Origin of the sequence: Amycolatopsis sp. (genome assembly GCF_035276945.1) — a bacterium.
Taxonomy (GTDB): Bacteria; Actinomycetota; Actinomycetes; order Mycobacteriales; family Pseudonocardiaceae; genus Amycolatopsis_E.
Genome location: NZ_DATELF010000096.1, coordinates 14,199 through 31,255 on the forward strand (window position 1 = coordinate 14,199; position 17,057 = coordinate 31,255).

21 protein-coding genes are annotated in these 17,057 nt (G+C 67.1%); 14 read left to right on the top strand and 7 right to left on the bottom strand.

Features of this window, described 5'->3' with window-relative positions:
• The first annotated feature begins 17 nt into the window (after positions 1-17).
• On the top strand, positions 18-1,157 hold the full coding sequence (locus VJT49_RS16175; RefSeq protein WP_324165717.1) for a serine hydrolase domain-containing protein: 1,140 nt from the start codon (positions 18-20) through the stop codon (positions 1,155-1,157).
• A 408-nt stretch (positions 1,158-1,565) separates the two neighbouring features.
• Here VJT49_RS16175 and VJT49_RS16180 read toward each other — a convergent pair whose 3' ends face one another.
• Together VJT49_RS16180 and VJT49_RS16185 are read right to left on the bottom strand one after the other, a co-directional pair.
• Positions 1,566-1,739, bottom strand: a complete 174-nt coding sequence (locus VJT49_RS16180; RefSeq protein WP_324165651.1) for a hypothetical protein — start codon at positions 1,737-1,739, stop codon at positions 1,566-1,568.
• 180 nt (positions 1,740-1,919) lie between these two features.
• Positions 1,920-2,708: a PIG-L deacetylase family protein gene (locus VJT49_RS16185; RefSeq protein ID WP_324165652.1), complete on the bottom strand. Its 789-nt coding sequence runs from the start codon at positions 2,706-2,708 to the stop codon at positions 1,920-1,922.
• Positions 2,709-3,099: 391 nt separating this feature from the next.
• Between VJT49_RS16185 and VJT49_RS35290 the strand changes: the two genes are divergently transcribed.
• The 4 genes from VJT49_RS35290 to VJT49_RS16205 all read left to right on the top strand — a co-directional run bounded on the left by VJT49_RS35290 (position 3,100) and on the right by VJT49_RS16205 (position 6,189).
• Positions 3,100-3,384, top strand: a complete 285-nt coding sequence (locus tag VJT49_RS35290) for a hypothetical protein (protein ID WP_414635982.1) — start codon at positions 3,100-3,102, stop codon at positions 3,382-3,384.
• A 219-nt stretch (positions 3,385-3,603) separates the two neighbouring features.
• Complete coding sequence (locus VJT49_RS16195) at positions 3,604-4,218, top strand: hypothetical protein (protein WP_324165653.1); 615 nt, start codon at positions 3,604-3,606, stop codon at positions 4,216-4,218.
• Positions 4,215-5,336, top strand: a complete 1,122-nt coding sequence (locus tag VJT49_RS16200; RefSeq protein WP_324165654.1) for an XRE family transcriptional regulator — start codon at positions 4,215-4,217, stop codon at positions 5,334-5,336. Before VJT49_RS16195 ends, VJT49_RS16200 begins: the two co-directional genes overlap by 4 nt.
• Before the next feature lie 28 nt (positions 5,337-5,364).
• A complete protein-coding gene (locus VJT49_RS16205) occupies positions 5,365-6,189 on the top strand; it encodes a fused MFS/spermidine synthase (RefSeq protein ID WP_324165655.1) in 825 nt (274 codons plus the stop codon).
• A gap of 229 nt (positions 6,190-6,418) precedes the next feature.
• Here the strand turns inward: VJT49_RS16205 and VJT49_RS16210 are convergent, their stop codons facing one another.
• Positions 6,419-7,357, bottom strand: coding sequence for a M14 family metallopeptidase (locus tag VJT49_RS16210; protein WP_324165718.1), 939 nt, complete (start codon positions 7,355-7,357; stop codon positions 6,419-6,421).
• A 161-nt stretch (positions 7,358-7,518) separates the two neighbouring features.
• Between VJT49_RS16210 and VJT49_RS16215 the strand changes: the two genes are divergently transcribed.
• Both VJT49_RS16215 and VJT49_RS16220 read left to right on the top strand, forming a co-directional pair.
• Complete coding sequence (locus VJT49_RS16215; protein ID WP_324165719.1) at positions 7,519-8,043, top strand: DUF2020 domain-containing protein; 525 nt, start codon at positions 7,519-7,521, stop codon at positions 8,041-8,043.
• A 138-nt stretch (positions 8,044-8,181) separates the two neighbouring features.
• On the top strand, positions 8,182-8,634 hold the full coding sequence (locus tag VJT49_RS16220) for a DUF6918 family protein (RefSeq protein ID WP_324165656.1): 453 nt from the start codon (positions 8,182-8,184) through the stop codon (positions 8,632-8,634).
• Between the two features lie 72 nt (positions 8,635-8,706).
• On the opposite strand, the gene VJT49_RS16225 is transcribed toward VJT49_RS16220, so the two are convergent.
• Positions 8,707-9,333, bottom strand: a complete 627-nt coding sequence (locus tag VJT49_RS16225) for a hypothetical protein (protein WP_324165657.1) — start codon at positions 9,331-9,333, stop codon at positions 8,707-8,709.
• Positions 9,334-9,421: 88 nt separating this feature from the next.
• Here VJT49_RS16225 and VJT49_RS16230 point away from each other — a divergent pair, with 88 nt between their 5' ends.
• Together VJT49_RS16230 and VJT49_RS16235 are read left to right on the top strand one after the other, a co-directional pair.
• Complete coding sequence (locus VJT49_RS16230) at positions 9,422-9,982, top strand: peptidylprolyl isomerase (RefSeq protein ID WP_324165720.1); 561 nt, start codon at positions 9,422-9,424, stop codon at positions 9,980-9,982.
• A gap of 41 nt (positions 9,983-10,023) precedes the next feature.
• Positions 10,024-10,953 (top strand): rhomboid family intramembrane serine protease, encoded by a 930-nt coding sequence (locus tag VJT49_RS16235; protein ID WP_414635984.1) that lies wholly within the window; start codon positions 10,024-10,026, stop codon positions 10,951-10,953.
• Here VJT49_RS16235 and VJT49_RS16240 read toward each other — a convergent pair.
• Complete coding sequence (locus tag VJT49_RS16240; protein WP_324165658.1) at positions 10,942-11,343, bottom strand: PH domain-containing protein; 402 nt, start codon at positions 11,341-11,343, stop codon at positions 10,942-10,944. The two genes, VJT49_RS16235 and VJT49_RS16240, sit on opposite strands and share 12 nt — an antisense overlap.
• A 67-nt stretch (positions 11,344-11,410) precedes the next feature.
• Positions 11,411-11,677 carry a cell division protein CrgA gene (gene crgA, locus VJT49_RS16245; RefSeq protein WP_324165659.1) on the bottom strand — a complete coding sequence of 89 codons (267 nt, stop codon included), beginning with the start codon at positions 11,675-11,677 and terminating at the stop codon, positions 11,411-11,413.
• A gap of 105 nt (positions 11,678-11,782) precedes the next feature.
• Here crgA and VJT49_RS16250 point away from each other — a divergent pair, with 105 nt between their 5' ends.
• From VJT49_RS16250 to VJT49_RS16270, 5 genes are all read left to right on the top strand, one after another.
• Positions 11,783-12,622, top strand: a complete 840-nt coding sequence (locus tag VJT49_RS16250; protein ID WP_324165660.1) for a class E sortase — start codon at positions 11,783-11,785, stop codon at positions 12,620-12,622.
• Between the two features lie 154 nt (positions 12,623-12,776).
• Entirely contained in the window at positions 12,777-12,932 is a 156-nt protein-coding gene (locus VJT49_RS16255) for a hypothetical protein (RefSeq protein WP_324165661.1), read from the top strand.
• Positions 12,933-12,954: 22 nt separating this feature from the next.
• Positions 12,955-13,596 (top strand): aminodeoxychorismate/anthranilate synthase component II, encoded by a 642-nt coding sequence (locus VJT49_RS16260; protein ID WP_324165662.1) that lies wholly within the window; start codon positions 12,955-12,957, stop codon positions 13,594-13,596.
• Between the two features lie 28 nt (positions 13,597-13,624).
• Complete coding sequence (locus VJT49_RS16265; protein ID WP_324165663.1) at positions 13,625-14,377, top strand: ABC transporter ATP-binding protein; 753 nt, start codon at positions 13,625-13,627, stop codon at positions 14,375-14,377.
• Positions 14,374-15,012: a hypothetical protein gene (locus tag VJT49_RS16270; protein ID WP_324165664.1), complete on the top strand. Its 639-nt coding sequence runs from the start codon at positions 14,374-14,376 to the stop codon at positions 15,010-15,012. Before VJT49_RS16265 ends, VJT49_RS16270 begins: the two co-directional genes overlap by 4 nt.
• Before the next feature lie 46 nt (positions 15,013-15,058).
• Here VJT49_RS16270 and pknB read toward each other — a convergent pair whose 3' ends face one another.
• Complete coding sequence (gene pknB / locus VJT49_RS16275) at positions 15,059-17,047, bottom strand: Stk1 family PASTA domain-containing Ser/Thr kinase (RefSeq protein WP_324165665.1); 1,989 nt, start codon at positions 17,045-17,047, stop codon at positions 15,059-15,061.
• Between the last annotated feature and the right edge of the window lie 10 nt (positions 17,048-17,057).

Genomic DNA, 17,057 nt, shown 5'->3' on the forward strand with positions numbered 1-17,057 from the left:
TTGGCTGCGCGGTGACAATGGCATTAGCGACGACGATCGATTTTCTGCTGGCGAAGGCCGTCGACAACGGCGTCGCCGCAGGCTTCTACGCGATGGCCGCCAACCGAGACGGGGTCGTGTACTCGGGCGGCGCGGGCACACGCGACGGTAAATCTCCGTGGGCGGACGACACCGTCGCGTGGCTCGCGTCGATGACCAAGTCAATTGTGGCCGTCGCTGCTCTGCAACTGGTGGAACGCGGTGTGATCGGGCTGGACACGCCGACGGCCGACGTCCTCCCCGAACTCGCCGCGTCCCATGTGCTCGAGGGCTACGACGGGGACGTGCCCCGCCTACGGCCTGTTCGGACTCCGGTGACGTTGCGGATGTTGTTGTCGCACACGGCGGGCGCGGGGTACTCCTTCCTGTCGGCGGACCTTGCTCGGTACCAGCAGGAGAACAAGATCCCGACGAGCCTGGAGTGCAAGCTGGCCTCGATCGTGGACTCGCCGCTGGTGTACGAACCGGGGACTGACACGTGGTACGGAACCGGTCTCGAGTGGGTGGGGTTGGCCATCTCGCGGTTGACCGGGCGGGATCTGGCAACCCACCTGCGGGAGGCTGTCTTCGACCCGCTGGGGATGGTGGACACGGCGTTCGGGATCGTGGACCGGTCTCGGCTGGCGACTGTGTGGGCGAAGACCCCGGACGGGTTGATGACAGTTCCGTTCGAGCTTCCCGCCGAGCCGGAGTTCTTCTCTGGCGGGGGCGGGTTGTACGGGACCCCGCGGGACTACTTGACGTTCCTGCGGATGCTGGGTGCGGGCGGGGTCTTCAATGGGGTGAAGCTCCTCGAGCCGGAGACCCTGACCGCAGCCCAGCAGAGTCATTCGGCGGTGTTCGGACGGTTGGTATCGGCCAATCCCGCGACGTCACACGACATCGACCTGCTGCCGGGCACTCCGGTGTCGTGGTCACTGCTAGGAATACGCAACGAGGAGCGCACGCCGCAGGCCCGTCCGGTCGGGACGGTGGCCTGGGCCGGCGGGGCGAACTGCTACTACTGGGTGGAGACGGACGGGGCGACAGCGGGTGTCCTGTTCACCCAACTCGTCCCATTCGCGGATCCCGGGGTGATCGGGCTCTTCGCCGACATCGAGCAGGCAGCCCGCGCCTGACGACGATCTCAGGCCCTGAGCGCAGGGAGCGGACGTCGGGCTACCTCGGCTGTGTCCTCCGGACTCAGGCCACAGCATGCGGAGCACCATCTCCGACATGGCGGTTGCCGTGGCGTTCGCGTCTGCCTCGAGGGCGGTGTGGCGGAGTTCGACCAAGGCCAGGAGTGTGCCGCCCAGGGCCGTCACCGCGACAGTGGGGCCGGCCGGGAGGACGCGGCCGATGGCGACGTCGTGTTCGAGTAGTAAGTTCCCCCAAGGTCCACTCCTCCGAAGCATGGGTAGCCCCTGCGGCCCACCTGACCTACGGGTTTGCGGCTCAGAGGGGCTACCGATCGGGTCACACGTTTGTTGCCGTATCCGTCGGCCTGCCGGAACACAGATGTCGTCTTTCCCTGCTTCCTGTTGCGACTAATGCTTGGTCAGTCCGGCGTGAACGTCCTCTGAGTGATGCGGTTGTCGGTGCGCGAAGGCGATGATCAGCTGCGCTGCACGGTCGATGTCGTCTCTCGTGCTCCACCGGCCCAGCGACAGCCGCAACGTGGACAGGCCCCGGTTGGCGTCCAGCCACATGGCCATGAGCACCGGCGAGGGTTGGTGGTCGCCGCTGTGGCAGGCCGATCCGGTCGACGCGGCGATACCGGGAGTCGCCGCCAGCAGGCTGTGTCCGGTGATGCCGCGGATGCTGATGTTGAGCGTGTTCGGCAGTCGGCTTCACGTTGTTCCGTCGTTCGCAGCCTTCCTGCGATGGCTCGGCCGACACGATCAGTTGTGGGGGAAGATGCTGGTAGCAGGCTTGGGAACCGGCGTCCTGGCAGGCTCGACGAACCATTCACGGCCGAGGAGCAGCCCAAATATCGGCGTCGGGAGCCGGACGAGCAGCCGCATGACGGAGGCGAGTCTGCCGCGCCCGTTCACCTGAGAGTGGTGTGCGGCCAGTGCCGCCTGCTTCTGGCGTGCGAAGCGGCGCACGTTGACCCGGTGGGTGATGGCCGAACCGGAGCTGTAGGCGGCGCGAAGCGCGTCGGTGTCGTAGCGGAAGGGGATCCGCAGGGTGCGAATCAGCCTAACGAAGCGCTCAATGACGTCGCGGGGCATCGTTGCCTCCAGCACTTGCTCCACCCCGGCCAGGTCTGCGGCGCGCTTGCCGACGTGGTGGACCTTGACGTGGTCGCGGTGGCCATACCCGCCGTTGGGGTCGTAGCTGAGCAGCACGTCGGCGTTCTCCTCGCGCAGCAGCGCGGCCAGCCGTTCCGCGGCCTCGTCGGTGTCGGCGCGGGCGAAACGCTGCCGGTCCGGCGGGTCGGGATAGAGGACTGGGCCATGTCCGCTGTCGGCGTAGCCCAGGTGCTCGACCCGGTGCACGCCGAGGATGGCCGCGCTCGCGCGCAGCTCGTTCATGCGGGTCGGTGAGGTCTCGGACGCTGCGTCCATGCTGTCGGTCGCCGCCACTATCACCACCCGGTGACCCTCCGCCGCGACGCGGGCGAGGGTGCCACCGGTCAGCAGCGTTTCGTCGTCGGGATGGGCGTGGAATGCCACAACGGTCGCCATCGCTTGATTATGAGGCACGCGGAGCCAGACAAGATCATGGCCGTGGCGCGCGCCGGCGGCGCGGCAACCACGCTGTCCGAACACGAAGGATTACGGGTGCGGTTCACCTGCCGGCGTGTGCTCTGTTCCAAGGTTAGGAAGGTGAGGCCGGCGACGACGCCCATGATCACGGTGACGGCCTGAAGACAGTACCGCTGTCCGAACCTGATCGGGCTGACAAGTTAGCTGCGGGCCGCGTCATCGAGGGACACCTGCCTCGACGCGCGGACGCCTGTGGGTGTCTCGGGTGGGATGCCGCGTTCACGCAGCTTGTTCAGCACGGTGTGTGGTTGACGCTCAGGTGATCACCGACTCGCGCGAGAGACCAGCCGAGGTTGTTAAGGTGGATGGCGTGGTCGACCTGGTCGGGGGAGAGGCCGCGGCGGCGCATCGCCACGCCGTGCCGGTGGAGGATGTTGCTGACCGTTCGCCGTTCGATGCCGAACCGGTCACCGAGTTCGTACACCGTCGAGCCGGACTGGTAGTCGGCGATCAGTTGCTCGACTTGCTCGGTGCCGAGTTGCCGTGCGCGGCGGGGGCGTCGCGCTTGATCGACGGCGGCTCGGGCGTATCGAGGCTGGGAAGCTTCTCTCGGAGTTCTTCCAGGGCTCTGAACTGGTCTTTTGTGTTCGAGTAAGCTCCCCCAAGGTCCACTCCGCTCGGGGCGAGGAGTGCCCGCGAAAGGCGCGAACCGTCTCGTTCCGTTGTTGTTTTCCCGGGGTGCAACCCCGAACCCCGCCCGGCGGGCTCCACCTCTCGGGGCCTCCGTTCCGTTTCCGGGTAGTGCCGCCTTGTCTGCCGCACGGGTTCGGCGTGGCTGGCGGACTGGGGTGAAAACAGCAGGCATAATATGCCGATGATCTCTTACGGGGCCACGCTGGCCAAGATGCAGCCGGTGATCGAGCGCCTCTTCGACGCCTTCGACGAGGCAGCCGTGGAGGCCGCCGCGCACCACGCCGATCTCGGGTTGTCGCGCCGGGATGACCAGCACTACTACACCGGCATCATCCGGCGGCTGGTGATGCGCGACCTCAAGGCCGAGGGGTTGTACCTGTCGCGAGAAGAGGACGACCGGCCGATCAACCCGATGTCCTCGATCCAGATTCCCTACGAGGGCCTGGTCATCTGGGTGTTCAAGGCGGCGAAGATCAGCGATGCCGATCCACGGCACCGGGTGCCGCTGCCCGAGCACTCCGCGCGCAAGAAGGCCTTCTGGCGGCAGGAGCCGGTGCTGGAACTGGGTGGGATGCCCGCGGACAACATCCTGTTGCTGTGGTCGGAGGAGCAGGGCGTCATCCACCCGACGATGACCCTGGTCCGCCCGCTTGGCGGCGATCACCGGCGAGATAACCTGAGGACTCACTGGATCGGGCCACTCCGGCGCGAGATGGCCACCCTGGCCGTTGACGACCTCAACGAGATGCAGGCCTCGGTCGAGAACCCCATGCTGGGGGGAGAGGACGTGGGATGAGTTTCGGACAGCGGGTCCGCCAGTTGCGGCTCATGCACGGCATGACGCAGGCCGAACTCGCTGCCCGGGTGCTGCTCAACCAGTACAAGCTGTCGCGGATCGAGAGCGGCGAGATGTCCTGCCCCGAAGAGACGCAGCAGATGCTCGCGGTCGAGCTCGGGGTCACCAGCGACTACCTGTTCCGGCCGCCGCCGGTGCCGATCGAGACGCATTCCCCACTGTTCCGCGCACGCAGCCGGGTCACTCAGCGAGACAAGCACGCCGCACATGCCTGGGCAAACCTGATCAACGAGGAGTACACCCGGCTCGCGGACCGCAACACCGCCATTCCCAACCGGCTCGCCCCGGCGACCGACCTGGATCCGGTCGAGGCGGCACACCGGACGCGCGAACTGCTCGGGTTCACCGCGGACGAACCGTTGCCCTATCTCATCTTGGCGGCCGAACGTACCGGGGTTCGCGTGCTGGGGCTTCCGTTCCAGGTGCCCACCATCGACGCGTTCTGCGCCTGGCACGGTCGGACACCGGTCGTCGGAATAATGGCCGGCGTTCCCGCCGACCGGGTCCGCTTCACCGTTGCCCACGAGCTCGGGCATTTGATCTTGCATCGGGGCGGGCAGACCGGCAAGCAGGTCGAGGATCAGGCGGACGCTTTCGCCGCCGAATTGCTGACACCCCGGCACGCGCTGTTGCCGACCCTGCCGCGACAGCCGAACCTCACCAGTTTGACGATGGTGAAAACCCAGTGGGGCGTGTCGATCAAGGCGCTGGTGCGGCGTTGCCGCGAACTCGGCGTCATCGACGCGGATCGAGCGCTGAGCCTGTACAAGCAGCTCAGCAAGAAGGGCTGGAACCGCAAGGAACCCGGCTTCGTGCCGGACGAGAAACCGCGGGGTCTGCGCAAACTGGCGGAGCTGTGCTACGGCGCTGGTCCCAACATCGAACGGATGGCCGCCGAGGCCGGTTGGTCCGAAGAATTGACCGTCGATGTCCTGGGACAGCACGCGACCGCTGGTGAACTACCCCGCAAGCCGCGGGTAGCGAAGACTTCGGGGGAAAACGTCGTCTATCTCAGAGATTGGCCACGGCAAGCGGAAAAGATCTTGTCGGGTGAGTGATCGTGACAGGCGCCGGAGGCCCAGGCCGATGCCGGGTGAGTATCCGGTGCGGTTCGGCATGGCCGAGCTGCTCGCGGACGCCGACTGGCCGGGTGGCTGGCTGCTGACCGTCGACGGGGTCGCACAGTCCTATGTGGATCTCGAGGATCCGACTCATCTGGAGTTCGAGTACGCAAGGCGCATCGGCGATGTGATCGACTGCCTCGAACCCGGGCCGCTGGAGGTGTTGCATCTCGGTGGGGCAGGTTGCACCCTGCCGCGCTACGTGGCCGCTACCCGACCTGGTTCGCGGCAGCTCGTTTTCGACGCCGACGGCGAGCTGATCGATCTGGTGCGCGAGCAACTGGACCTGCGCAGCGTCCCGAACCTGAGGGTGCGGATTTCCGACGGAAGGGAAGGCGCGCGCACCCGCCGCGACAACTCCGCGGATCTGATCGTCGCCGATGTGTTCCAGCGCGCGACGATGCCGAGCGACATCGCGACGACCGAGTTCACCACCGACGTTGCCCGGGTGTTGCGCGCGTCGGGTAGCTACCTGCTCAACGTCGCCGACGGGCCGGGGCTGGTGTTCGCGCGCCGTGTCGCCGCCACTGTCGCGGAAGTGTTTCCGCACGTCGCGCTGCTCGCCGAACCGGGGGTGTTGCGCGGCCGCCGGTTCGGAAACCTTGTGCTGGCCGCGTCCGCCGGGGAGTTGCCGGTGGCGGAGTTGACCGCGAAGGTCGCTTCCGCGGCCTTTCCGGCCAGGTGCCTCACCGGTCAGGCGTTGAAGACCTTGTGCGGGAATGCGAAACCCATTACCGACGAAATGCGGGTGAAGCCGCCTGTGCCACCTTGGAACGCCTTTTCCCGATAGCTCCACCATGGGCAAGGCGCCGGGGCGGCACCGCCGGCGCCTCGACCGATTGCCTAGCAGAAGAAACTCCGCGGTCACATCCGGCAAATACAGGCCCTCGGCTACACCGTCGCCCTGAACCCAGCCGCAGCCTGAACCAAGAACTCCAACCGCATCCCCGCACCATCCCACAAGACCGGGGACGGTCCCGCACACCCACGAGCGCCGTCGTGGTCGGGGTATTTTCCGGTCAGACCTGGCCGATGAGCAGGTCGACCGCGGGGTCGTTGCGAGTGGTCTGCGGGACGATCTGCGTGTCCTTGGGGTAGAAGCCGGGGTTCGAGCCCGTCGGGTACATCTCGAAGCAGAAGCTGAGGATCTTGTGCGTGCCCCAGGACCAGTCGTTGATGTCGCCATCGGTGATGTAGAGCTTGCTGGACTGTTCCGGGGTGTAGCCGTTGGTCGCGGCCATCGCCTTGCCGAGATCCTGGAATCGTTTCGCTTCCGCGGCCGTCATGCCCGTCGCGGTGGGGCTGGTCGTGTAGCCGAACGGCCAGAGCACCAGCTCGGAATAGGTGTGAAAGTCGATGTGGGCCTTGACCTGGTGCGCATTGATGAAATCCGCCAGCGCCCGGGTCTCCGGCTCGGAGAACGGCGCCGTGCCACGGTAGTCCTGGGCGCTCGGGTTCGTGCTGGACCCGTCGCAGCAGCCCCACTGGTAGTCCCAGTTGCGGTTGGGGTCCGTGCCGATCGCGGTGCTACCCGGCACCGGCTTACGGGTCTTGCGCCAGTTGTGGAAGCGGCCGCCGGAAATGTCGTATTCGGAGCCGTCCGGGTTCACGTTCGGAACCACGTAGATGGTGTGCGTGTCCACCATGTTCTTGATCTTCGAATCGGTCGCGTAACCATCGGTGAAGCGCTGCACGATGTGCAGGCACATTTCCGTGGTCAGGTGCTCGCGGGCGTGCTGGTTACAGGTGAACAGCACCTCGGGCTTCCCGGTGCCCGAGCCGATCGTGAGGAGGTTCAGGTTCCGGCCCTCGTAGGACTTGCCGACGCTGGACAGTTTCGCGATGTCGGGATGGTTCGCGACGGCCTTCTGAAGTTCCGCGGTGACTTCCGCATAGGTGTGATAGCCCTGGTAGCCGGACGGAAAGTCGTTGGCGGCCGCGCTCGCCGCGGGCGCCATGCCGACCAGGAGAGCCGCCCCCGCCAAGAACGTCAACGCGCCGTGGATTCCTCGCCGTATTGGAAACATTCCGCCTCCACACAATCACGCTGGGTAGTCCAACTACCTTCGCCGAGGGGGTCGCCGTGCACAACCCTCCGTTGGTCTGGAACAACCCAGTCATGCGCCCTGCCGTGCTTGTCCTTCTGGTCCTCGTCTCCGTCGCCGGTTGCACCTCGTCAGGCCCGCCAGCGCCGTCTTCGACCTCGCCGGTCCCGACCACGCTCAGCGAAGTGTGGCTTCCGCCCGACCCGCAACCGACATCGCCAGGACCGTGCCCGTACCTGGACACGACTTTCGTCGCCGACACGAACGGGCAGCGGGTGTCGAAAGTTCAGACCTCCCCAGCCGAACCGCATCCCGCATGTTTCTTTTACGCGCTGGCTGGGAAGCTTCAACTGACCGCGCGGGTTTACGTCGGTGATCCGGCCGTGGCGAAGGCGCTCGTCGATCACGCCGCGCCGGTCGGCACGAGCAACCCGGCCACGCGGCCCGCCGGCTGGCAGGGCGGGTATCAGGCCACCGGGAACGGCGCGGTCTACGCCGTCGCGAAACAGGGCGCGGCGGTGGTGGTGACCACCAATCAGGAACAGACAGTGAAGGCCAGAACAGTGGTAGAACAAGTTGTCTTGGCTCTGGGCTTATAAAGCTAGTGGCTGATGGGGTCTGGACTCCCTTGTACTACGCTGACCCCACCCCACCGTCGGGGAGGACCAGCACTCGGGCGGAGTGCCAAGGGCTGTGGGAGCTTTCCGTGTACCTCGAAGTGAAGAAGGACTACATCCGTGGCTGACACCCTCAAGGAAATCCTGCTCGACTCCAGCAGGCGTCCGGCCGTCGTCACCGATTTGGAGACGCTGGTCGACGAAGAGGTCTCGGACAAGAGCGGCGTTTCGGGTGCCGTGATCAAGACTGGTTTCGCGGCCGTCAAGAAGATCAAGCCGGGCATCATCGGAGCGGCTTGCGACGCCCTGCTCGACGAGTTCGCCGCGGCGCTCGAGCCGTTCTACGCCGACTTCAAGGGCAACGGTGGCGGCGACTTCGGCGCCTACCTGTCGAGCCGTGGCGACCAGGCGGCCAACGCGCTGCTGTCCGTCACCGACGCTCGTGCGGAGAAGAGCAACCGCGACGCCATCAAGAAGGTGTACAGCAAGCTGCGCCCGAACGGGAAGAAGAACGTCGAGGAGGCGCTCCCGCGCCTGGGCAAGCTCATCGACAAGCACGCCGCCACCGCCTGATCCGGGAGCCGCGTAAGACGTTCAAGGCCGCCTCGGAGCTTTCCCAAGCCTCCGGGGCGGCCTTTGGCGGTTCTAGTTCTTTTTCTGCGCGGTAGTCTGGGCCGAGGTCTTCTGGCCGTTGGCCTGGGATTCAGTGGGCGTCGGCGCGGCATGAGGCGGTTCCGTGGCCACCGGTGGCTGCTGCTTCGACCGCCGCGCGTAGGCCGCACCTGCGGCGAGCAGGCCGATGCCCAGCAGCCACGGCCAGCGACGGCGCTTGCGCTCACCTTTCGCGGCCGCCTTCGCTTCCACCAGCGCGGCCTTGAAGTCCTTCTTGGCCTGCTTGAAGTCGCGCTTGGCCTGCCGCTTGGACTCGCCGGCGGCCTTGGCCGCCTTCACGGCCGCCTTACGGGCCTTGCGTCCAGGCTTGCGCAGCTCGGCGAGCCGCTCGGCGGCCTCCTTCCGAGCCTGCTTGCTCGCGCGTGCCAGCTCCTTGCGTGTCTGGCCGGTCGTCGCCGCGAGCTTCTTGCGCGCCCGGCGGCCTCGCCGCCCGGCCTCCTTACGGGCTTCTTCGGTGCTCTCCACGAGCAGTTGCTCGGCTGCCTGCGCCGCCTTGGCGGCTGCCTCGGCGCCCGCCTTCCCCGCCTCCACAGCGGTCTTACGCAGGCCCTGCAAGCCGGTCTTGACCGACTCGCCGACCGAGTCCGCGGCCCGGGTCATGGCCTTCACCTCGTCAATCGTTAGTTTCGGGTCCCGTCCCCGTTCACCATCCTGCCCGTTTCTCGTCGATCGCGCTGCGGATGGCACGATAAACAGCGTGACGCAGAGCAATGAATCCCTCGTAGGGACGAAGGTCAAGGCCACGCTGCACACCAACCACGGTGACATCCGGCTGAACCTCTTCCCCGATCACGCACCCAAGACGGTCGCCAACTTCGTCGGCCTGGCCGACGGCACCAAGCCGTACCACCGGCCCAACGCGAAGGGCGGCAACGCGGGACCGTTCTATGACGGTTCGATCTTCCACCGGGTGATTTCCGGCTTCATGATCCAGGGCGGTGACCCGACCGGCACCGGTCGCGGTGGCCCGGGCTACGAGTTCGGCGACGAGTTCCACCCGGAACTGCAGTTCAACAAGCCGTACCTGCTGGCCATGGCCAACGCCGGGCCCGCGACCAACGGCTCGCAGTTCTTCATCACGGTAGGCCCCACCACCCACCTGAACTTCAAGCACACCATCTTCGGTGAGGTGGCCGACCAGGAGTCGCGCAACGTGGTGGACTCGATCGCCAACACCGCCACCGGCGTGGCCGACCGGCCGATCCAGGACGTGGTCATCGAAAAGGTCGACATCGACCGCGAAGGCTGACGGGTAAGTTCGGAAGTGCACTCCACCCAAGCGGAGGCACTGTGAACGAGCCTGCTTCCAACGACACCCCACCGACCACGATGCCGGTTTGCTGGTGGCATCCCGGCCGGCAGACCGGGCTGAGCTGCACCCGTTGTGGGCGTGCGGCCTGCCCGGACTGCCTGCGTGAGGCGTCCGTGGGCTACCAGTGCGTCGACTGTGTGCGGGCGGGACGCGAGGCGCAGCGCCGTGCGCACCCGCGGACGGTCGCCGGAGCCACGCTGGCCCCCCGGCCGGTGGTCACCCCGGTGCTCATCGCGGTCAACGTGCTGCTCTATGTCGTCACGGTGGCGCAGGCTCGCAGTCCCCTGGACAACGAGCGCGCGACCCTGTTCGGCGACTGGGTGCTGTGGCCGCGGGCGATCGCCGGGGCCGACCAGTGGTGGCGGCTGGTGACCGCCGGCTTCCTGCACTACGGCCCGGTGCATCTGGCGGTCAACATGTTCGCGCTGTGGGTGCTCGGGCGCGACATGGAGGCACAGCTCGGCAGAGTCCGGTTCATCGCGGTGTACCTGGTGTCGTTGCTGGGCGGCGCCGTGTCGGTCTACCTGTTCGACGATTCGAACCGCGGCACGGCCGGCGCTTCCGGGGCGATCTACGGATTGCTCGGCGGGATCCTGGTCGTCGTCCTGCGGCTCCGGCTCAACCCCACGGCCGCGATCGGCTTGATCGTGCTGAATCTGATCATCTCGGTGACGATCCCGAACATCTCGTTGCTCGGGCATGTCGGCGGGCTGGTCGTCGGTGCGGCGGTCACCGCCGCGATGGTCTTCGCGCCGGCCAGGGGGCGGGTCGTCTGGCAGGCAGCGGCGGTCGTGGTGCTGGCGGCGGCCTGCGTTGCGCTGGTGCTCTACCGCGACAGCCAGCTCGCCAGCGTCGCCTGCGATTACCAGGGCGGGGAGCTGCTCTGCACGACCCCGTCAGGGGCGTAGCGCCGTGAGCACGTCGAGTACCTCCCGCGGATCCGTGCCCAGCTCGAGCCACCCGAACACGTACAGGTTTTCGCCTGTTTCGAGTTCGAGGGTGGCGCTGTCCCGGCCCAGCCTCCGCGTGGCCCGCAGCCGGGTCCGCGTCTCGGCCCAGTCGAGCTGGACCTGGCCATGGGCCGTGCGGATCCGGATGCCCCGGCGGTCGGCGGAGAGCCGGGGCCGGACGAGCGTTCCGTACGCCGAGGCGGCGGCGAGCAGGAGCGCCGCGATGCCGAACAGCACGCGACCCATCCGGTCCTCGTAGAACAGGACAGCGGCAAGGGCGAGCAGGGCACCGGCCCAGCCGAGCGCGATCAGCGCGGGCCGAGGTGCCCAACTCGCAAGGTTATCCACAGGTTTTATCCACAATGGGGATGAGTCACACCCATGTAATTCGCTGTCAAGCGGCCGTTCGGAGTAACTACCGCCAGCGCATCGTCATCAGCAGGCCCGAGATCATCAGCGCGAACCCGATGGCGAAGTTCCAGCTGCCCAGCTCGGCCATGAAACCGATCTTGTCGCCCGCGATGTAGTTCACCACGAGCCACGCCAGCCCGATCAGCATAAGGCCGAACATCACGACCAGGTACACGGGGTGCGACGGCCCCGCGGCGCGCACCTTGACCGGCGTACGCCGATCGGCCGGCGGCGTGTACGCCGTCTTCTTGCGAACCTTGGACTTGGGCATCGGAATCCTCGGGTGCTCGGCTAACTCGCTGGGGCCGGGCGCACACAGCGCACCCGACCTCTACCTCAACACGTTAACGTAAGCGACGATCGGAGAGGAGTGCGCGTGGCGATCGTCGACCAACCGCCGGCCCGTGGGCCGTCCGGCATCGGGGTCCGGGCCGTCCGCACCCTCGGAGAACTGCTCATCACGGCCGGGGTCGTGGTGTTGCTGTTCGTCGTCTACGAGCTGTACGTGACCAACCTGTCGTCGGCGGGTAAGCAGGCCGACGCGACCGCCACCCTCGACCAGGACTGGGCGGACGACGGCCGCCAGCTGCATCCGGAGCTGATCGACGGCAAGGCGTTCGCCAAGCTCCACATCCCTGCCTTCGGTGCCGACTACCACTTCACCATCCAGGAAGGCACCAGCGCGGCCGCGCTGGAGATCGGGCCGGGGCACTACCGGGGCACCGCGCTGCCGGGCGAACCGGGCAACTTCGCGGTCGCCGGGCACCGGGTCGGCAAGGGCGCGCCGTTCAACGACCTCGACCTGCTCGCTTCGTGTGACGCGATCGTGATCGAGACGCAGACCGACTTCTTCGTCTACCGGGTGCTGCCGCGGCCCGACGAGATCGGCGGCTGGGCGGCCGGGAAGGGCACGCGACCGCAGTGCGCGCACGTGAGCACGCTCCGGACGAACGCGGCGGACGGCGGGCCCTACGGCGGGACCTCCGGTCGCGAGGTCGTCGGCGCCGGTGAGGTCAGTGTGATTTCGCCGGTGCCGCACCAGCCGGCCGACCTGCTGCCCAAGGTACAGCAGGTCGCCCTGCTCACGCTGACCACCTGCCATCCGCGGTTTTCCGACCGGCAGCGGCTGATCGTGCACGCCATGCTCACCAATCAGTACGCGAAGACGCCCGGGTCGATCTATCAGCAGCTGTTGCAGTCGATCGGGGAGACATGAAACACGGAGTGACGCGACGACAGAGCACGCGCTGGGCGGAAGGCCACGCGATGAGGGCGGCGGGGCGCGGACCGGCAAGGGCGCATCCCTGTCGCGAACTCACGCCCCGGCGACATGATCGGGTTCGCTCGCAGATCGCCATCGGGACAGCGTGATGTATGCGTGGATCTGGCGGCACCTGCCGGGGCCGTTCGCCGTGAAACTGGTGCTGGCGATCCTGCTGGTGCTGGGCGTGGTCGCGCTGCTGATGTTCGTGGTGTTTCCGTGGGCCGAGCCGCTGCTGCCGTTCAACCAGGTCTCGGTGAACTGATCCACGCCGGTAGGCTGTCCGCATGCGTGTCCTCGTCGTCGACAACTACGACAGCTTCGTCTACAACCTCGTGCAGTACCTGGCCCAACTCGGCGCGGACTGCGCGGTGTGGCGCAACGACGTCGTGGACACCGAGCGGATCGGCGAGTTCGACGGGGTGCTGGTCTCGCCGGGACCGGGCACGCCCGAGCGTGCCGGGCAGAGCATCGAGGTGGTGCGCCGCTGCGCGGACACCGGCACCCCGATGCTCGGCGTGTGCCTCGGGCACCAGGCCATCGGTGTCGCCTGGGGGGCCACGGTCGACCGCGCCCCCGAGTTGCTGCACGGCAAGACCAGCCAGGTGCACCACAACGGTTCCGGGGTCCTGGCCGGACTGCCCGACCCGTTCACCGCCACCCGCTACCACTCGCTGACCGTGCTGCCCGAGACGATCCCGGCCGAGTTCGAGATCACCGCGCGCACCGAGTCGGGAGTGGTGATGGGCATGCGGCACCGCGAGCTCCCGATCGAAGGGGTGCAGTTCCATCCGGAGTCGGTGCTCACCGAGGGCGGGCACCGGATGCTGGCGAACTGGATGGCCGATGCCGGGCACCGGGTCGCCGGGTCCGTTGTGGACTCTCTGGAACGTGAGGTCGTCACGCTGCAGAAGGCCGCCGCAGTCTGAGGCGTGTGCGGGAACTTGGGGTCGGCTAATGCTCCTGTTGCGGGGAATCGGGAAGAGCTACGGGCGGTCGGCGCCGGTGCTCACCGACGTGAATCTGGAGATCCGGCCGGAGCAGGTGGTCGGTGTCGTCGGGCCGAACGGGTCCGGGAAGTCGACCCTGTTGCGCATTCTCGCGGGACTGTCCAGGCCGTCCGCCGGTACGGTGACCGGCAGCCCGCTGGTCGGCTACGTCCCCGACCGTTTTCCCGCCGGGACCAGGATGAGCGCGCTCAGCTATCTCCGCCATCTCGGCCGGATCGGCAAAGTGTCCGATGTGGACTCCAAGGCGCCGGAGCTGTTGGAGCGGCTCGCGCTGGAGGGCGGGCCGCGGGTGCCGTTGCGGGAACTTTCCAAAGGAAACGCGCAGAAGGTCGCGCTCGCGCAGGCGTTGCTCGCGGAACCGGAACTGCTCGTGCTGGACGAACCGTGGTCCGGGCTCGATCCGGCCGCGCATGCCGTGCTCGCGCAACTCATCACCGAAACACGCGAACGCGGGGCGAGTGTGGTCTTCGCCGAACACCGGGACGATTTCGCCCGCGCTCATGCGACGGAGGTCTTCGAGCTTTCCGGTGGAACTCTGCGCGAATCGAGCGGTGAGCGATACGCCCGCATAGTGCTGCGTAATCCCGGCGGTCAGCTCGTCACTTCGACGGTTCCGCTGAGCCGCTCGGATACCGTGCTGTTGCAGGCATTGCAGCGTGGCTGGTCGGTGGTCCGCGTGCACACGCCGGGGGCGAAATGATCAGATACCAACTGGCCCTGCTCGCCCATTCCCAGCGCTATCTGCTGCCCATGCTGGTCTTTCTGGTGTTCCTTGGTGTGCTTTACGGCAACGAAGCGAACACTCCCGCGCCACCGGAATACGCGGCCAGTGCCGGTGCGCTCGCCGTGATCGCGTGCTGGCTGACGATCGCGCTGGTGGACATCGAGGATCCCGTGCAGTGGCTGATCACGCTGGCGCACGCCCGACGACTGTCCACAGTGGTGGGCGGGATCGTGCTCACGGTGCTCGTGTGCTGTACCGGGCTGACGGTGCTTTCGCTGCTGTGGTCGGTGATCACGCACCACGGCGACCCGCCGGGCGAGCTGGTCATCGGAGCCCTGGCACATTTCGCGTGCGCCGGCACGGGTATCGCGATCGGACTGCCGGCTTCACGACTGCTGGTGCCGCGCGTCGGTTACACCGTGATCGCCGCGGGGGTCGGGATGGCCCTGGTGCTGTTGATCCGCTGGATTCCGCTGGTCAATCCGATACTGCGCGAGCTTTCCGCGAACGACGTCGCGGCCTTACCGGTACTGCTCGGGTTCGCCGTCTCGCTGCTCGTTCTCGCCGGCAGCTCGGCCGCTGTCGCAGAACTTCTTCGCCGCCTCACCTGAGTGCGGGAATTGTCGCACCGCAACGCCTTCCCGCACTCAGGATTCATCAGGGAAAGCCGGGACCGTTCCTACTGCTCGACGTGGGTGAGCTGCTGCTCGAACTGATTTGGTTGAAGCTGCCGAGGAAAAGGGTGATGTTCTGATTCTTGGTGATCTGGGTGTTCGCCGTCGGCGACGTGCTCTGCACGATGCCGACCTGCCTCGGATCGGCGACCCTGGTCGTCTGGTAGTCGACATCGCCGTCCCAGCCCGCGGCCCTCAACTGCGCGAGCGCGTCATTCTGGGTCAGGCCGACCAGGTTGGGCATGGTGATCTTCTGCTGCGTCCCGTCGGACACGATCAGCGTGACCGTGCTGCCCTCGGGCACGGCGCCACCGTTCGGCGTCTGTTTGACCACCTGGCCCTCGGGCTGGTCCGAAGCCTGGCTCGTCTTCTTCACGGTGAGCCCCTGCGCGGCGAGCGCCGCGCTGGCCGAGGCGAACTGCTCACCGGTGTGGTCGACGATCTGCACCAGGTTCTTGGTCTTGGCGATCGTGATCGTGACCTGGCCGCCTCGTTGCACCTGCGCGTTCGGAGCCGGGTTCTGCCTGAGCACCTTGCCGTAGTTGTTGGGGTTGTCGTCGTCGACCTGCTGCACCACCGGGTTGAGGTTCAGCTTGACGTCCTTGAGCCGCTGGGCCGCCTCATCCTGGCTCAAGCCGCTCAGGTCCGGTACGGCCACATTGCCCGGCTGGACGCCGACGTAGAGGGTGACCTTCGTACCCTGGGCGGCGGTCGTCCCCTCGCCCGGGTTGGTGCGCAACGCCTTGTTGACCTGGTCCGGGTTGTTGCAGGTGGGCTGGTTGTCGAAGGACCCGATGCATTCGACCGTCTCCTTGACCGGAGTGAAACCGGCGTTCCGCAGCTGGTTCTCGGCCTCGATGGCGGTCATGTCCTTCACTCGCGGAATCTGGGCCGTGGCCTGCTTGGTTTCGAAGGCCCCGGCCAGCCAGGCCACGAACGCCACCAGCCCGACGCCGACGACGGAGACCAGTACCGCGGTCAGCACCTTTCGCTTGCGACTCTTCTTCGGGCTCTCTTCGTCGGCGTAGGGCCCGCCGTAGTCGTCGTAGTCCGCCGCGTGCCCCGGCGGGCCGCCGCCGTTCAGCACCTGGGTCCGCTCGTCGGCCGTCATCACCATCGGCGCCGACGGCCGCTGGCCGGACAGCACGCGCACCATGTCCGAGCGCATCTCCGCCGCCGACTGGTACCGGTTCGCCGGGCCCTTGGCCAGCGCCTTGAGCACGATCGCGTCGAGTGCGGGCGACACCGCCGGGTTCACCGTCGACGGCGCCTTCGGATCCTCCCGGACGTGCTGGTAGGCCACGGCGACCGGGGAGTCCCCGGTGAACGGGGGTTCTCCGGTCAGCAGCTCGTAGAGCACACATCCGGCCGCGTACACGTCGCTTCGCGCGTCGACACCCTCGCCCCGCGCCTGCTCCGGCGAGAGGTACTGCGCCGTTCCGATCACCGCGGCGGTCTGGGTCATCGAGGCCTGGCCGTCGTGCATCGCACGCGCGATGCCGAAGTCCATCACCTTGACCGCGCCCTGATCGGTGATCATGATGTTGGCGGGCTTGACGTCCCGGTGCACGATGGCGTGCCGGTGCGAGAAGTCCAGCGCGGCGCACACGTCGGCCATGACCTCCATGGCCCGCTTTTCCGACAGCGGGCCCTCGGTCTTGACGATGTCGCGCAGCGTTCGGCCCTTGACGTACTCCATCACGATGTAGGGCAGCGGACCGTACTCGGTCTGTGCCTCGCCGGTGTCGTACACCGCGACGATCGCCGGGTGGTTCAACGCGGCGGCGTTCTGCGCCTCACGGCGGAAGCGTTCCTGGAACTGCGGGTCGCGGGCCAGGTCGGCACGAAGGATCTTCACCGCGACCTCGCGGCCGAGCCGGATGTCGGTGCCGTGGTGAACCTCGGACATGCCGCCGTATCCAAGCGTTTCGCCCAGCTCGTAGCGGTTGGAGAGCAGTCTGGGTGCGCTCATCGCAGTAAGC

Excerpts from the sequence above, each read along its gene's own strand:
- VJT49_RS16175 (WP_324165717.1), top strand. The coding sequence starts at position 18 with ATGGCATTAGCGACGACGATCGATTTTCTGCTGGCGAAGGCCGTCGAC.
- VJT49_RS16185 (WP_324165652.1), bottom strand. The coding sequence starts at position 2,708 with ATGGCGACCGTTGTGGCATTCCACGCCCATCCCGACGACGAAACGCTG.
- VJT49_RS16195 (WP_324165653.1), top strand. The coding sequence starts at position 3,604 with ATGATCTCTTACGGGGCCACGCTGGCCAAGATGCAGCCGGTGATCGAG.
- VJT49_RS16200 (WP_324165654.1), top strand. The coding sequence starts at position 4,215 with ATGAGTTTCGGACAGCGGGTCCGCCAGTTGCGGCTCATGCACGGCATG.
- VJT49_RS16205 (WP_324165655.1), top strand. The coding sequence starts at position 5,365 with ATGCCGGGTGAGTATCCGGTGCGGTTCGGCATGGCCGAGCTGCTCGCG.
- VJT49_RS16210 (WP_324165718.1), bottom strand. The coding sequence starts at position 7,357 with ATGGCGCCCGCGGCGAGCGCGGCCGCCAACGACTTTCCGTCCGGCTAC.
- VJT49_RS16215 (WP_324165719.1), top strand. The coding sequence starts at position 7,519 with ATGCGCCCTGCCGTGCTTGTCCTTCTGGTCCTCGTCTCCGTCGCCGGT.
- VJT49_RS16225 (WP_324165657.1), bottom strand. The coding sequence starts at position 9,333 with ATGACCCGGGCCGCGGACTCGGTCGGCGAGTCGGTCAAGACCGGCTTG.
- crgA (WP_324165659.1), bottom strand. The coding sequence starts at position 11,677 with ATGCCCAAGTCCAAGGTTCGCAAGAAGACGGCGTACACGCCGCCGGCC.
- VJT49_RS16255 (WP_324165661.1), top strand. The coding sequence starts at position 12,777 with ATGTATGCGTGGATCTGGCGGCACCTGCCGGGGCCGTTCGCCGTGAAA.
- VJT49_RS16260 (WP_324165662.1), top strand. The coding sequence starts at position 12,955 with ATGCGTGTCCTCGTCGTCGACAACTACGACAGCTTCGTCTACAACCTC.
- VJT49_RS16265 (WP_324165663.1), top strand. The coding sequence starts at position 13,625 with ATGCTCCTGTTGCGGGGAATCGGGAAGAGCTACGGGCGGTCGGCGCCG.
- VJT49_RS16270 (WP_324165664.1), top strand. The coding sequence starts at position 14,374 with ATGATCAGATACCAACTGGCCCTGCTCGCCCATTCCCAGCGCTATCTG.
- pknB (WP_324165665.1), bottom strand. The coding sequence starts at position 17,047 with ATGAGCGCACCCAGACTGCTCTCCAACCGCTACGAGCTGGGCGAAACG.